Origin of the sequence: Thermogemmatispora sp. (assembly GCF_019683635.1) — a bacterium.
GTDB lineage: Bacteria > Chloroflexota > Ktedonobacteria > Ktedonobacterales > Ktedonobacteraceae > Thermogemmatispora.
This window is the reverse complement of record NZ_JADGIA010000127.1, coordinates 1-14,732: the sequence shown is the minus strand read 5'-3', so window position 1 is coordinate 14,732 and position 14,732 is coordinate 1. Positions and strand designations below refer to the sequence as shown.

Sequence of the window (14,732 nt, the reverse complement as noted above, 5' to 3'; positions counted from 1 at the left end):
AACCACGAGGGGCGGCGCTCAGGGATAATGGTCGCCATGATCGTTCCTCTACTTCCTCTCTTGGCTTGGCTTCGGCTTCGCTTCGCTGGCTTCCTGGTCGGCTGGCCAACTGGCCCTTGCTTGCCAGTTCTGGCCTCGCCCACCAGCCTCGATCGAGCATCACCGGATTACCACATCGCCACTCTCCTTCTCTCCTCCACCCTTGCTCCTGCTCCACCAGCGGCCCCTTTAATAGACATCGATCTCCGGTCCATAGCTCTGCAGCTTGGCCCGCACGGCCTGCAGGAAGGTAGCGGCTCCTGCTCCATCGAGGATGCGATGGTCAAAGGAGAGACAGAGATACATCATGTAACGAATGGCAATGGCGTCGTCCTCCGTCACTACCGGACGCTTGACCACGGCATCCATGCTGAGAATAGCCGCATGTGGCTGATTGATAATCGGTACCGATAGTATTGTACCAAAGGTACCCGGATTATTGACCACGAAGGTGCTCCCCTGCAGATCTTGCACCGTCAGGCGGTTGCTGCGTGCCCGTTGGGCCACCTCGTTGAGGCGCCGCGCCAGACCAGCAATAGTGTACTGATCGGCATCGTGAATGGTAGGCACAACCAGGCCGCTATCGGTGGCAACCGCAACCCCGAGATGGATACGCTTCTTGACAATGATGCGGTTATCCTCAGTCCAGCTGGAGTTGATCAGCGGCACTTTACGAATACCTTCGCAGACCGCTTTCATAACGAAGGGCACATAGCTGATACTGTAGCCCTCGCGCCTCTTGAACTCCTCTTTGTTGCGCTCCAGCCAGCGCGCAATGGCGGTCATATCGACTTCAACGACAGTGGTAGCATGGGGAGCTGTCCGCTTGCTGCGCACCATGTGCTCAGCAATGGCCAGGCGCATCCGATCCGGGACGATGACTTCCTCGTCCGGGCCAGCGGCCACCGGCTCCGGTCCTCTGGCAGCGACCGCAGCCGCGCTGGCGACAGCCACGGAGGCGGGCCTGGGCTGAGCAGCCACAGCCGCAGAGGGCACTTGCACCGTCTGGGCGCCGAGCTGACGCTGTTCCAGATAAGCCAGGATGTCTTCTTTGCGTACCCGTCCCCCGATGCCCGTGCCCTTGATCTCGTTCAGATCGATGCCATGCTCGCGAGCAAGGCGACGCGCCAGGGGCGAAATGCGCTGACGTTCAGGTTCGCCAGGCTGCTGGCCATCATGTGGCTCCGCCGTCACAGCCCCAGCCTCTACGGAGAGGGCTGAGGTGCCACGCTGCACTGCAGCTGCAGAAGTCACCTGCTCAACCGCGGGCGCCGCAGGAGCCGCGGCTGCGCTACTACTCTGGCTGGCACTCGCTTCCTCTGCAACCTCCGCCATTGCCCCTTCCTCCTCAATGAGAGCGATGGCGGTCCCGACTGGTACTGTCTGATCAGCTGGTACCAGGATTTTGACCAGCCGACCAGCCACGGGCGAAGGAAGTTCAGCGTTGACCTTGTCGGTCACTACCTCGGCCAGAGCCTCATCCTTTTCCACATAATCGCCTTCACGCTTGAGCCAGGCAGCGACGGTTCCTTCTGCAACTGACTCGCCGAGACGGGGGAATTTCACCGGCGTTGGCATAGTCCACTCCTCGCAAACAGTTACTCCATCAGTTTCCTTTCAGAGGCGAGCGAATTGCTCTCCCTTTCTCCTTTTACGCTTCCCCGACCTCACGAACTCACTCACCCACTCACTGACTCATGTGCCTGCCCCCAATAACTTAAAGAATGGGTCTCGCCCAACTAATAAGCGGCGAGCTGGCGCGCGACGGCCACGATGCGCTCCACGCCAGGCAAGTAGGCCATCTCCAGAGGAGGGGCATAAGGATAGGGAGCGTCGGGAGCAGCCACTCGCATAATCGGGCCATCAAGATAGTCAAACAACTCCTCGGCCAGCAGAGCCGCCAGCTCAGCCCCCACGCCACCGGTCAGCGTATCCTCATGCACAATCAGCACTTTATTGGTCCGCTTGACCGACTCCTTGATCGTCTCGCGATCGAGGGGGGTCAGGCTGCGCAGATCGACGACCTCGACCTCCAGACCATCCTCAGTGGCGAGTTGCTCGGCAGCCTTGAGGCACTGATGAACCATGGCCCCATAGGTCAGCATCGTTATATGCCGACCGCGGCGACGGATAATGGCCTTTCCCAGCGGCACAACGTAGTCCTCACTGGGTAGCTCTTCGCGCAGCTCCGGCAGGCGATAGAGCAGCTTATGCTCCAGATACAGGACAGGATTGTTATCGCGGATCGCCGCCTTTAGCAGGCCCTTGGCATCATAGGTGGTGGCTGGCATCACCACTTTAATTCCGGGCGTATGGAAGAACCAGGCTTCTGGGCTGGCCGAATGGAAGGGGCCACCATGCGTGCCGCCACCTGCGGGTCCGCGGATCACCAGCGGTAAGGGGATTCCGGAGCGCCAATACATTTTACAGGCCATGTTCACAATTTGATCGAAGCCGCAGGTGATAAAATCGATATACTGCATTTCAGCGATCGGGCGCATTCCCATCAGGGCCGCGCCCACCGCCGAGCCAATGATCGCCGTCTCAGACATCGGCGTATCGATCACCCGCTCCGGGCCGAATTCCTCTAGAAAGCCGGCGCTCACCTTGAAGGCCCCGCCGTAGGTGCCCACATCCTCGCCAAGGAGAAAGACCGACTCATCGCGCCGCATCTCTTCGCGAATCGCCTGGCTGATCGCTTCCAGATAGGTTACTGCAGTCATAGCCGAGTAACAGCCTCCTCTACTTGACTCATCGTGCAGAAAGGCCGCCCGGTGCGCGTATCCAGCGCATTGACATAGCGCGGATCGGTGGCACCCGGCTCGCCGACGATAGCGATCGGGCCATCGGGAGCAAAGACATAGTCGGCCACGGTCGCCGGATCGGGTGGGGGACTGGCCTCGGCAAAGGCCACAGCGTCATCGACTACGCTGCGCACCCGGGCCTCGATCTCCCGGCGGCGCTCCGCGCTCAACAGTCCTTGAGCCGTCAAATATTCTTCAAAGCGTTTGATGGGGTCCCTGGTGAGCCATTCCTGGCGCAGAGCTGGCGACACATAGTCGGCCTTATCGGCCTCGGAATGACCCCGGACGCGGAACGTACGACACTCGACGAGTGCTGGCCCCTGGCCGCTGCGCGCATGAGCCACTGCCCGCCCTACTGCCTCCATCACCGCCAGCACGTCATTACCGTCGACACTCTCGCCGGGCATGCCATAGGCCACCGCTCGCTGGGCGAGCTGCTCGATGGCAAACTGCTTGGCGGTCGGCGTTGAATAGGCATAGCCATTGTTCTCGATCACAAAGACCACGGGCAATCGTTGCACCGAGGCAAAATTGAGGGCCTCGTGAAAGGCCCCGGTACTGGTCGCCCCATCGCCACAGCTGGCCAGCACCACCGTTGAACGGCGGCGCATCTTCATGACCAGGGCTACGCCGCAGGCTACCGGCAGCGACTCGCCCAGCATACTGATCATTGGGACGACCCCATGATGCATATCGCCAATGTGCAATTGGCCGTCGCGTCCCAGCGTCGGAGCATTGCCGCGTGCCAACCACTGGCACATCACAGCGCGTGGCGAGACTCCCCGTACCAGATGCATGCCCAGATCCCGGTGCTGCGGTACAATGCAGTCCCCATCGCGCAGCGTCATCGCCGCCCCGACGGTTGTCGCCTCATGGCCCTGCGCGGTATAGACCCCGCCGACAATGCGCCCTTGCAGAAAGAGGGTGCGCGTACGATCCTCCATAGCGCGGGTGAGGCGCATATAATAATAGATCTGCAACAGCAGGTCAGCCCGCTCCGCTTCGCTCATGATCTTCTGGGATACTCCTCCGCATTGTGATCGCCTGATCCCTGCCTGACGAGGGAGTGAGCGTCTGTCTGTGTGGCCGACAACGGGCATCTCCAGCGACCAGCATCCAGTCCCTACCAGGAAAACGGTTTCGCTACCCTCCTCCTCACCGCCCTTGCAGCGCCGCCCAGCCCAGAGCGGCAGAGAGCAGCGCACTGCGCAGCGGAAGACATGCGTCTGGTTGGCTGGCCGCGGCGATGGACGCGCCTGCCCCCATAAGTGTACCACAAAGCGCTCCGTTGCGAGAATAGACGGCTCAGGTCCCCTGTCTCCTCGCTCGCGCTTGCTCCTCAAATGCCCGAATTTCCTGACGCAAACGACGAATACGCTCCCGATAGGCATCTTCCGGCTGCCGCAGGTAGCCGGTTTTTTGGCTGTCGCCCATGCTCACATGCCACTTGCGAAAGGCCAGGCCGATCTCCGCTTGATAGAGAGCTTTGACCCGTAGCCAGTGCTTGAAACCGTACTGCCAGAGGGCCTTACGCTCCTGACGCGTGCGCTGAAAGGAATGCTGCAGCAAGGCGTATTCATCGACTGTGACCACGCCATTGCTCACCTCGGAGGCCAGAAACTCGCGAATGATCGCCCCCTCCTGGGCCAGGGAGCGGATCAGCAGATAGAGTAGCAGCATCTGGGCCAGAAAAGGGGGAATATAGTCACAGATGATCGTCACCAGAGCCAGCATGGCCACATGCGTATTGCCAGGATTAGCCTGGACCTCTATGCCCGCCTGAATGTCCACAAAATCGAAAAAGCTGTGCAGCATGACGGCCATGATATAGCCCAGTAAGGGCGTAATCACCTGCTGCCAGCGTGAGCGCGTGTGGCGCGTGTAGCCCAGCATCGAGCCAAAGCAGGCGGTAAAGGTCGGATGCCCCAACCAGCCTAGCACAACACGATAGATAATCAGAAAGACCAGCGAGTTGCGATAACCGGTGGCGAAATAGCTGAAGTTCTCCACCAGGGCGAAGCCAGCCCCAATCATGGCCGAGTAGACAATGCCGTCCGTGATATTGTCGAATTGGTCGCGCAGAACCAGAAAGAGCAGGAGCAGGCCCAGCCCTTTGACGGTCTCTTCAGTGAAGCCGGCATTGAGACCCTGCAAGGCCGAGCGCAAAACCGTACTCGTGCCCGGCTCCAGCAGGTTGAGAAGCACGCCATCGATCAGGCGTTCAATAAAGAAGGCGGTGGGGATGGCGATCACCATGCCCCAGAGGAAGGTAGCCAGACGAAGATACCACGGTTCGCGCTCGAAGCGATCGATGAAGTTGACGAGCAGTAAGGTCCCGAGAGCAGGAACGAGAGGGATGGTGAGGGCAGCCAGCAGACTGGAAGCCCCATTCTGAGTGAGGGCATTGATGCCGATGAAACTGTTGAGAATGAGCGTTATGAGAGCACAGATGGCGAGGATGCTGAGTGCAGCGCCGGCCATGATCCAGCGCGTACGCCTCCCCAGTCGCGGCGAGAGGGCGAATTGCATGGTAACGCCTGCTCCAAGCAGGTCCTCCTCCTCACCCTCTCCCTCGCTCCAGGGCCCACAGGCCGCCTCTCCTTCGCCCGGCGGCAGGGTGGCTGGAATAGGGTTGCCAGGTGCAGCTAAAACTGCCTGGGGCTGGGCGCTCGGCAGCAGCTGCGTGACTTGCTCAGCATAGCGAGCACATGCCTGCTCTGTCTGCTCTTCGCTGTCTCCAGCGACGGCCACATGAGGAGCCAGGAATTGGAGCATCGTGCTACCCAAGACGATGAGGTCCTGCGAGCGCAGAGGGAAACGCACATGCGAGGGAATAGCTTGCCCATTGACCCGAATCACGTTGTGAGGCGTCAGATTGATAATGTACCAGCAGCCATCACTATCGAGCACCACACGCGCATGCTCTCGCGAGACCGAGAGATCCATCAAGACGATGTCATTGCTGAGGGCCCGACCAATGCTGGTTTCACGCCGCGTCAGCACATGCACTAGCTGCTCATCGGGCAACCAGGCGGTAGGATAGGGCGTACGTATGGCCCAACCCCGCGTCGTCGGGGGTTGCAGGTGGGGCATGTGCACCACCCGTAGCACACCATAGCTCTGGCTCATTGTTCATATGTTCCTGCGGCGATAGCTGTGTTGATCGTCAGTACACACCCTACCTGTTCCCCATGCACTACGCCTTGGATGTCCTTCGCACCCGGCTCAGGCCGCGTCGCTGCTATATAATGGTAGCATAGAAAGCGCGGGGAGAGTAAGCCACCTGGCCGCAGAGGTGGCGCTCCCGCCGCGCGCAGACGCCAGACTGTGAGCGGCGTAAGGGCCTACATTCAGTAGAGCGCTCCTCTTCCTAGAGAGGACGCACCCGCCCCATGCCCATAGGCGTTTTGTACCCTACGCCACAGTAGAAGGCTAAATAGGCGAGAAGCCAGAGCTGTTGCCGTACTGTCAGAGAAAGCCCCGCCGCCGGCGACGGCGCTGGGGCCGAGGGAGGATCAGGCCCGCGCAGACGATAGACGCAGCGCCCGATAAAGCCCGGCTGAACATGCGTAGAGAAATGCACCTGATGCGGTCGCAGGTCATAGTCGTCGATAACAATACCATCGTCAAGAATATACTCTTCGATCAGCTCGGGCTGGACCAGCGCGGCCAGCTCGCGCGTTTCCGGCTCCTGGGCCACCAGCTCTTGCCAGCGCTTGGCCAGCCCGGGGAAGAGGTAGCGCGGCAAAGGCAGAAGGGCATAATAGTTGCCATAGACCTTGTTGCGCGTGTTGATCCAGTTGAAAGTTGTGAGCGAATCAAATTCTAGAGTCATCCGCTCGCAGCGCGCGGGCTGCAACAAGGCCGCCTGCTCAGCCAGATCACGAAAGGTGGTGAAGCCGGTCCAGCGCGCAGGGTCGTCCGGGCTGGCGATGACCTCTTCGAGCAGAAAGACCTGACGCCCAATCTGCATGAAAGGTGAGCGTCGCAAATTTCCGCTAAAGTGGTTGAATTGGATAAGGGCCTTGTAGAAGTGCGGGAACAGCTCGCCGAGCAGCAAGGTGATACGGATCGTATAGGTTTTCTCCGGGCTGAGTGGGAGGTGCCGATTGTTGCGCTCCGCCTCTCTAACCTGGGCCGGAGGCAGCGGAAATTGCAAACTGGAGCAGGTGAAGAGGCGACGCTTGTTTCCTTCGTGGAGGCGTGCAGAGACGTCTGGGGCTGCACCACGCAGCCATTCTAGCCAGGCTCCATGTACCAGTTCTCCCGAAAACGGCATCAAGGTCCCAGGCTGCAATGGCCGCAATCGCAGATGCAGGGCATAAAGATCAGCTTTGAAACTGCCCGGTGATGCTAGAGCTGTGGTTTCCATGCTCGCCCCTTCCGAGAACTCTCATATATAGCTGTACCACAAGTTAATGGTTGCAACTGCCACAACTGTATGTTAGCATAAAATATGTATAACCTCTTGTCCAGCAGGAGTAGGAAAGGTGGCTGCAGACGGGACGGGGAGAAGCTCCTTTTTCCGCTCCCAGGCATTGCCACATCGATCTAATGAGCAGAGAGAGAGATGTCGGTGCCTTTCTTAGAGCAAGGAACCTACGAGTTACTGCAGCAGGTAGCGCGCTTCTTTGCAGAGCGGCACCAGTCCCAAGTCTATCTGGTCGGTGGGGCTTTGCGCAACCTGCTGCTGGGCCAGCCCAGCGTCGATTGGGATCTGGTTGTCGTCGGCGAGGCGCCGCTGCTGGCGCGTCAACTGGCCGATACGCTCGGCGGCTACTATGCCCATATGCATGAGAAGGCCAGCCGGGTCGTGGTGCGCACGCCAGCGGGAGAGTGGACGCTCGATGTGGCACCACTGACGGGGGCCAGTATTGAGGAGGATCTGCGCCAGCGCGATTTTACAGTGAATGCTCTGGCTCTGCCCCTGGACGTCCTCTTGAGCCTGTCCTCTTTCTCCTCCCTGGCCTCCCTGCCGTGGATCGATCCCTGTGGGGGCCTCGCCGATGTCCATGCGCGTCTGTTACGGGCAGTCAATGCGGAGGTCTTTCGCTCCCGCCCGGTGCGTCTGCTGCGAGCCATTCGCCTCGCCCGTCGCTACTCTCTGCAGATCGAGCCAACCACAGAAGCCCTCATCCGCCGCGACGCCGAACTGTTAACGACCGAGGTGGCTGAGCGCCTCCACGGCGAGTTATACAGGTTACTCGAACAGGAGGATGCCACCCGCAGTCTGCATCTACTCGATCGCTACGGCCTGCTGACTGTGCTGGTACCAGAGCTGATACCCGCCCGAGGCATGCCACAGCCGCCTCCCCATCACTGGGACGTTTTTGAGCACTCGCTGGAAACCGTGAGCGCCCTGGAAGCAGTAGCTCGCACGCTGTATCCCGAGCCGCTTCCGCTGGATGAGCTGTCCTGCTCGTCGTGGTGCCTGCCACTGCTGACAGCCCCTGAGCAGGCGGAGAAGATAGCCCAGCTGCGCACTCTGGTAGCCGAGGCCAGCCGGCAGAACCTGCTGCAGCTCGGCGAGCTGACGAAACCAGCCATGAAGCTGGCTGCCCTGCTGCACGATATCGGCAAACCGGCCACTCTGAGCTACGATGAGCAGGGGCTGAGCCATTTCTATGGCCACCAGCAGGCTGGCGCGCCGCTCGCCGAGGGGGTGATGAAGCGCCTGAGTGCGAGCAGCCACGATCGCCATCTGGTGCGCCTGGTGACGCTCCACCATATGCGCCCGGGTCAGCTAGCGCAGCAGGAGGTTGTGACGCCGCGTGCTATTCGTCGCTACTTTGTCGATCTGGGCGCCCAGGGCCTGCATGTGGCTCTCTTCTCACTGGCCGACCATGTGGCCACCTATGGCCCCGGCTATGGTGGGCGCCCCGCCGGAGCCTGGGAGGCACATCTTGCCTGTGTGACGCTGCTGTTGCGCAGCTATCTCTATGAGCGCGAGCGCTTTCTGCCAACACGCCTGCTGACGGGCCACGAGCTGATGCGCCGTCTGGGACTGGAGTCTGGCCCGCTGATCGGCGAGCTGCTCGAAGTCATCGCTGAGGCGCGCGCCGAGGAGCGTATCCACTCGAAGGAGGAAGCCCTCTGGCTGGCTCGTGAGCATCTGGAGGCTCGCGCAACTGGCAACAGCGAGGCACCCGATCCTGACTCAGATACCTGACCAGTGTTGGCCAATGGCTCAGCCAGCCGGGCGCTCTCTTCGCCAGCTTCCCAGGTCAGTCAGACCGTCTGTTCGCCTGGCGAGGCCATCGAGCCAGGCCCGTTCTCTGCTCCTGGCTCAGTTCTTACCCGGCAGCCAGCTCTGCACAATAGCTCCGCACTCGTGCTCTGTTCCGTTCAAAGACCCCGTGCTATAATAACTGGCGATACCCGGCAGCCAAACGATTCCTCAAGTCACCTGGTTCAACAATTCCCAAATAGGAAACGAAAAGTATGGCCAAAAAGCGCAAGAAAAATAGCGGCAGCGGCTCCTCAGCAGTCCAGCGACGGGCCCAGATCCAGGCGCAAGCGCAGCTACAGAGCCGCAGCCAGCAGGGCGCCGGTGGAGCGACCGCTGGGGGAGTCCAGGGAGGCAATGCCTCCCCGAGTGCCTCGGGGACAACGGGCGCCTCCGCCAAGAGCGTCAGCACCACCACCACGCGTAGTACCACGCGCACGGAATCGACCAGCCGCCCGAGTAGCAGCGCTCGTCAGCCACAGCGCCGCTACACACGCCAGCGCATCAGCGGGCGGACCCGCTGGCTCATTGTCGCCGGGGCCTTGGTCATTGTGCTGGCAATCATTGGAGGCTTCATTTTCCTCTCTCAGCAGCACAGCAGCTCTGGAGCACGTGGCGGCACCGATCCCGAGGTCCTGAATACGGTCACTCGCCTTGACGCCAATCTGCTGGCTCAAGTTGGGACTGGTGGCCAGAAGAATCCGTTGCAGGCCGTCACGAACCGCGATCGTCTGGTAGGTCCCCACGGCAAGCCCGAGGTCTTCTACTGGGGTGCAGAGTTCTGCCCGTATTGCGCCGCGGAACGCTGGTCGCTGGTGGTTGCTCTGAGTCGCTTTGGCCACTTCAGCGCCCTCCCAGAGACGACCTCTTCCAGCAGCGATGTCTATCCTGATACGGCTACATTCACCTTCTACGGCAGCAGCTACACCAGCTCCTATATTGATTTTGTGCCGCTGGAGGTGGAAGACCGCAATGAGCAGCCGCTGCAGACGCCCAACCAGGATCAGCAACAACTGGTGAACGCCCTCAATCCCAGCGGCGGCTTCCCTTTCCTGGACATCGCTAATATCTACATGTCGCAAGGCCAGACCGTCGACCCGGGGCTGCTCAGCGGTCTCTCGCAGAAGGATATCGCGATTCAGATGACCAATTCAAGCACGTCCATTTCGAAGAGCATCCTGGGCGTAGCTAACTATCTGACGGCGGGGATCTGTGTGGCCACCAACGATCAACCGGCCAGCGTCTGCAAGGCTTCGTTTATTCAGACGATTGAGAAGCAGCTCCCACGGGTAGCCCTGGCCCGTCTCGACTCCGTGGCAGTCAACCCGACCTCGCTCAGCGAGGGCCTGCCGCCGACCAGTAGCAGCCGTCTGCGTAGCGGCAGCCGGACCATCTAGAAAATCTGTCTGTTTGCTCTCAAGCGGCTCGGGAGGGGACTTCTGCCCTTCCGAGCCTGGCGGCACTACGGTTGACAAGCCTATCTAGATGACGTACCATTACCTTGTGACATTCTGCTGGGGCAGAAGCTGTGCGGCTTCTGCTGGAAGCTGTGCACGCACCATACCACGAGGCGGTTTCTTGCCAGGGGCTTCCCTGGCGAGCTAGACAGGTGTGCAGCGAAACCGCAGATCCGTGGGGAGGGCCGGGCCATCCCCCAGCTGCCGGGGCACGCTCCAGATGCCTGTTTGCTCCCTCTTACCGCACCTATCCCGCAGGGGGAGATGTTCCAGAACAAGAAAGGATAGAGAGTGTCTGGCTGGCTCGCAGTCAAGGCTGAAGGCTGAAGCCCACGCGATGGGAAACTCGCCTCACCGCCGCAGGGGCTGGACCCCCAAGGCTGACGGCGGCTTTCTCTATCACCAAGACCGACGTGGAGACAGCAGCCAAGCGCGCTTTCTCAGACCTGCTCGACCGAGCGACCAACCCGACTGACTGACTGGAGCCATCTGTGAAGGTCATCGCCATATTCTATCAGGGCCGCAAACAGCACACCGCTGAGGCTGCAGCCCAGATCGAACCATTCCTACGCCGCCGCGGCTACGAGGTCCGAAGTGTTGATATCCGCGAGGAGGGGGAGGAAACCCCCGAGGGCCTGTTACAGGGCTGTGAGCTGGCCATCGTGCTGGGCGGCGATGGGACGATTTTGCACGCCGCGCGCCTGTGTGCTGCCGATGGCATTCCAATCGTAGGAGTAAAGTACGGGCGTGTCGGCTTTCTGACGGAACTGGAACCCCGCGATCTTCCCTACGAGCTTGTACACTATCTGGAGAAGGATGATTCGGTCTGGGTAGATACGCGCACGATGCTCACCGCTACCCTGGATCAGGAAGGACAAAGCGAGACCTTTCTGGCGCTCAATGATATTGTGATTGCACGCGGCACCTGGCCCCGCGTAGTGCAGGTAGGTATCTGGATCGACGATCATTTTTATAGTACAACCTATGCCGATGGGGTGATCGTCTCAACAGCTACCGGCTCAACGGCCTATAATTTAGCTGTGGGGGGACCTCTACTTCACCCACAGGTGCAGAGCATGGTCCTGACACCTATCGCTCCCCATCTGGCTTCTGATCGTTCGCTCATTCTTCACCCCGATGCCTGCGTGCGCCTGCAAATCGTGACCGGCTCGCAAAGCGGCGTCTTCTCCGCCGACGGCCAACTGAATCGCGAGATACGCAATGGCGCAATGGTCACTGTCCAGAAAAGCCAATACGAGACCCGCTTCCTGCGACGCCGACCACCAACTTACTTTTACCAGATTATCAATGCGAAGCTGAGAGATGACGAGTAGGATCGCTCGTACGCTCACGCGCTCGCTCATCCCCCGATGCCAGGCGCGCGCTCACCCGCACTCCCTTCAGCAACGGGTGCCAGGTGGCGACCCGGCTGCCGGTCCGATCCTCCGGCCCGCTGTTGCCTCCCGCCTTGCTCATCCGTTGAGAAAGTTGCCTGTGCAGTGCCATGTTGCTCGAACTGAACATTAAAGATTTCGCTATCATCGACAATCTGCATCTCACTTTCCATCGACTCTTCAACGTCTTTACCGGCGAAACAGGGGCCGGCAAGTCTATCATCATCGACGCCGTCAGTGCCCTGCTGGGAGGAAAGATCGGTGCAGAGTATGTGCGCGCCGGCTGCGAGCGCGCCAGTGTCGAGGGCGTCTTTTCGCTGGAGACGCTGCTGCCGCCCGGTGGCAATGGCTTCCAGCCCCTGGCCCGCACGGCTGAGGGGGAGGAGGAAGCGGCTGCTGTCGGCAATACGCTCTATGAAGCCCTGGAGCAGGTCGAAAACCAGGAGGGCCGGCGCCTGGAACGCCTGCAGGCCGACCTTTCCAGCGCCGATGCGCGCGTGGCCCTCGCCAGCCTCCTCCAGGAGTACGGCCTCCAGCCCGAGGATGGGACGCTGATCCTCTCGCGCGATATTTTCCGCTCGGGACGCACGGTCTCGCGGATCAATGGGCGCGCTGTCTCTCAGCATGTGCTGCAGCAGGTGGCCAGCTGGCTGATCGATATCCACGGCCAGAGCGAGCACCTGAGCCTGCTGCGCCCAGAGCAGCACGTTAATTTCCTTGATCGCTATGCCGAGCTGTTGCCGCTGCGTGAGCAGCTGGCGGCCCGCGTCAGCGAGTGGCGCACGGTGCGCAAGAACCTGCAGCAGCTCATGCAGGCTGAGCGCGATGAGAGCCGCCGCGCTGAGTTCTTGCGCTTTGAGATCGAGGAAATTGAGAAGGCTGAGCTGCAGCCCGGCGAGATCGAGGAGCTGGAGCGCGAGCGGAAGGTACTGAGCAATGCCGAACGCATGCGCGAGCTGTGCGCCCTGGTCTATGGGGCAATCAAGGGGTCCGAGCTGGCCAGCGATCTGACACAGTCGGCCCTCGATCTGCTGCGCAGCGCCGCCCGTGCTCTCAATGAGCTGGCCCGCCTGGATAAGAGCCTCGCGGAACAGGAGGCCAACCTGGACGAGGCGATCTATCGCCTGGAGGATGTGGCCGCCGCTATTAGCAGCTATGAGACCGATATCGAGGATGATCCAGCTCGCCTGGCAGAAATTGAGGAGCGCCTCGATCTGATCGCCCGCCTGAAACGGAAGTATGGCGCCACGATTGAGGAGATTCTCAGGCGCGCCGAGGAGGACCGCCAGGAGCTGGATCGCATCGTCAACCGCGAGGAGCATATCCACAGGCTGGAGCAGCAGGATCAGCAGCTGCGCCGCGAGATCGGGCGCATCGCTCAGGAGCTGTCAGAGCGCCGCCGCGCCGCCGCCGCTCGTCTGGCCAGCGCGATGGAGGAGCAACTGGATGATCTGAATATGAAGCGGGCCCGCTTCGCAGTGGAGATTCTCCAGGAACCTGATCCCGAGGGGGTGCCGGCCACGATCAACGGCCAGCCCCAGATGTTCTACGCCTGCGACGCGACTGGCATCGATCGTATCCAGTTTCTGATCGCTCCTAATCCAGGCGAGCCATTCAAGCCTCTGACAAAGATCGCTTCGGGCGGCGAGACCTCGCGTCTGATGTTGGCCTTGAAGACGATCCTGGCTCGGGCCGATGCCACGCCAACGCTGATTTTCGACGAGATCGATTCAGGCATTAGTGGACGCAGCGGCCAGGTGGTGGCTGAGAAGCTGTGGATGCTGACCCGCAACCACCAGGTGATCTGCGTGACGCATTTGCCCCAGATTGCGGCTTTCGCTGATCTGCACTTCAATGTGAATAAGCAGGTGCTGGGTGAGCGGACGATCACGATCGTCAATGAGCTGCGTCCCGAACAGCGAGTGCGTGAGATCGCCCATATCATGGGCGGGAACGTGAGTGAGTTCTCTCTCAAGAGCGCCGAGGAGCTGCTGGCACGCTCTCAGCTCTGGAAGGAGAATTGGCTGCGCCAGGTTGAGAGCCAGACAGCCAGCCAGACCACAGAGCAGACAGCAAGCCGGGACGCCTCTCAGGCCCAGGCTCGCTAGAGGGAAGGGGTGAAACACCGGCAATGGAGAGCTGGCCGGCAACGAAGGGAGAGGGCGAGCGCGAGCAGAGCGTTGAGGTGGCCGTGATCGGCGCAGGGGTCTCCGGTCTGGCAGCGGCGCATGTGCTACGCGACCACAATCTGCCAGTGGCGCTCTATGAGCGTGAGGAGCGCGTGGGAGGCCGGGCGACGACGCGCGTCTGTGCCGATTTCTGCTTCGATCCCGGCGCCCAGTATATCCACGGCAACGCGCCCGTCAGCGACGCCCTGCTGTTACAGCGCTTCGCTACCCCCGAGCTGGTGGCCATTGCCAAGCCGGTCTGGACCTTCGATAGTCAGAATCGTATTCGCGAAGGTGATCCACGCCAGAACGCCCTGCCACGCTGGACCTATCGGCGCGGGCTGCTGACCCTGGCGGAGCTGATGGCGCGCGAGCTAACGGTCTATACTCACTGTGAGATCGCCCGTCTGGCCTATATGGGGCCAGGTTGGCGCCTCTTCTCTACCACCGGTCAGGTTGTGGCCGAGGTCCCTGCCGTGCTGGTGACGTTGCCCGCTCCAGAGGCCGCAGCTTTGATTGCCGCGAGCGAGCTACCACCTGGTCTGGCGCAGGCCCTGCTCGCCGAGCTAGGCCGCGCTCGCTACCGTCCCCTGCTGTCCCTCGCTCTGGCCTGGCCCCGGAAGGCGCTCCCCCCCACCCCATAC

Annotated in this window: 10 protein-coding genes; 5 read left to right on the top strand and 5 right to left on the bottom strand. The window is 61.0% G+C overall.

Annotated features, from left to right (window positions below):
• Positions 1-228 precede the first annotated feature (228 nt).
• The 5 genes from IRZ31_RS14170 to cas6 form a co-directional block, all read right to left on the bottom strand.
• Positions 229-1,617, bottom strand: coding sequence for a dihydrolipoamide acetyltransferase family protein (locus IRZ31_RS14170; RefSeq protein WP_297154725.1), 1,389 nt, complete (start codon positions 1,615-1,617; stop codon positions 229-231).
• Between the two features lie 161 nt (positions 1,618-1,778).
• Positions 1,779-2,762, bottom strand: a complete 984-nt coding sequence (locus tag IRZ31_RS14165; protein ID WP_297154723.1) for an alpha-ketoacid dehydrogenase subunit beta — start codon at positions 2,760-2,762, stop codon at positions 1,779-1,781.
• A complete protein-coding gene (locus IRZ31_RS14160; protein WP_297154721.1) occupies positions 2,759-3,853 on the bottom strand; it encodes a thiamine pyrophosphate-dependent dehydrogenase E1 component subunit alpha in 1,095 nt (364 codons plus the stop codon). The genes IRZ31_RS14165 and IRZ31_RS14160 overlap by 4 nt, the downstream gene beginning before the upstream one ends.
• A gap of 295 nt (positions 3,854-4,148) precedes the next feature.
• Positions 4,149-5,972, bottom strand: coding sequence for a PrsW family glutamic-type intramembrane protease (locus IRZ31_RS14155; protein ID WP_297154719.1), 1,824 nt, complete (start codon positions 5,970-5,972; stop codon positions 4,149-4,151).
• 241 nt (positions 5,973-6,213) lie between these two features.
• Complete coding sequence (gene cas6 / locus IRZ31_RS14150) at positions 6,214-7,215, bottom strand: CRISPR system precrRNA processing endoribonuclease RAMP protein Cas6 (protein WP_297154717.1); 1,002 nt, start codon at positions 7,213-7,215, stop codon at positions 6,214-6,216.
• 198 nt (positions 7,216-7,413) lie between these two features.
• Here cas6 and IRZ31_RS14145 point away from each other — a divergent pair, with 198 nt between their 5' ends.
• The 5 genes from IRZ31_RS14145 to IRZ31_RS14125 form a co-directional block, all read left to right on the top strand.
• A complete protein-coding gene (locus tag IRZ31_RS14145) occupies positions 7,414-9,012 on the top strand; it encodes an HD domain-containing protein (RefSeq protein WP_297154715.1) in 1,599 nt (532 codons plus the stop codon).
• A gap of 272 nt (positions 9,013-9,284) precedes the next feature.
• A complete protein-coding gene (locus tag IRZ31_RS14140; protein WP_297154713.1) occupies positions 9,285-10,466 on the top strand; it encodes a DUF929 family protein in 1,182 nt (393 codons plus the stop codon).
• Between the two features lie 551 nt (positions 10,467-11,017).
• Positions 11,018-11,860 (top strand): NAD(+)/NADH kinase, encoded by an 843-nt coding sequence (locus IRZ31_RS14135; RefSeq protein WP_297154711.1) that lies wholly within the window; start codon positions 11,018-11,020, stop codon positions 11,858-11,860.
• Between the two features lie 170 nt (positions 11,861-12,030).
• Entirely contained in the window at positions 12,031-14,028 is a 1,998-nt protein-coding gene (gene recN, locus IRZ31_RS14130; RefSeq protein WP_297154710.1) for a DNA repair protein RecN, read from the top strand.
• Between the two features lie 23 nt (positions 14,029-14,051).
• Positions 14,052-14,732 (top strand): FAD-dependent oxidoreductase (locus IRZ31_RS14125; protein WP_297154708.1); only part of this gene is annotated, 681 nt, incomplete at its 3' end.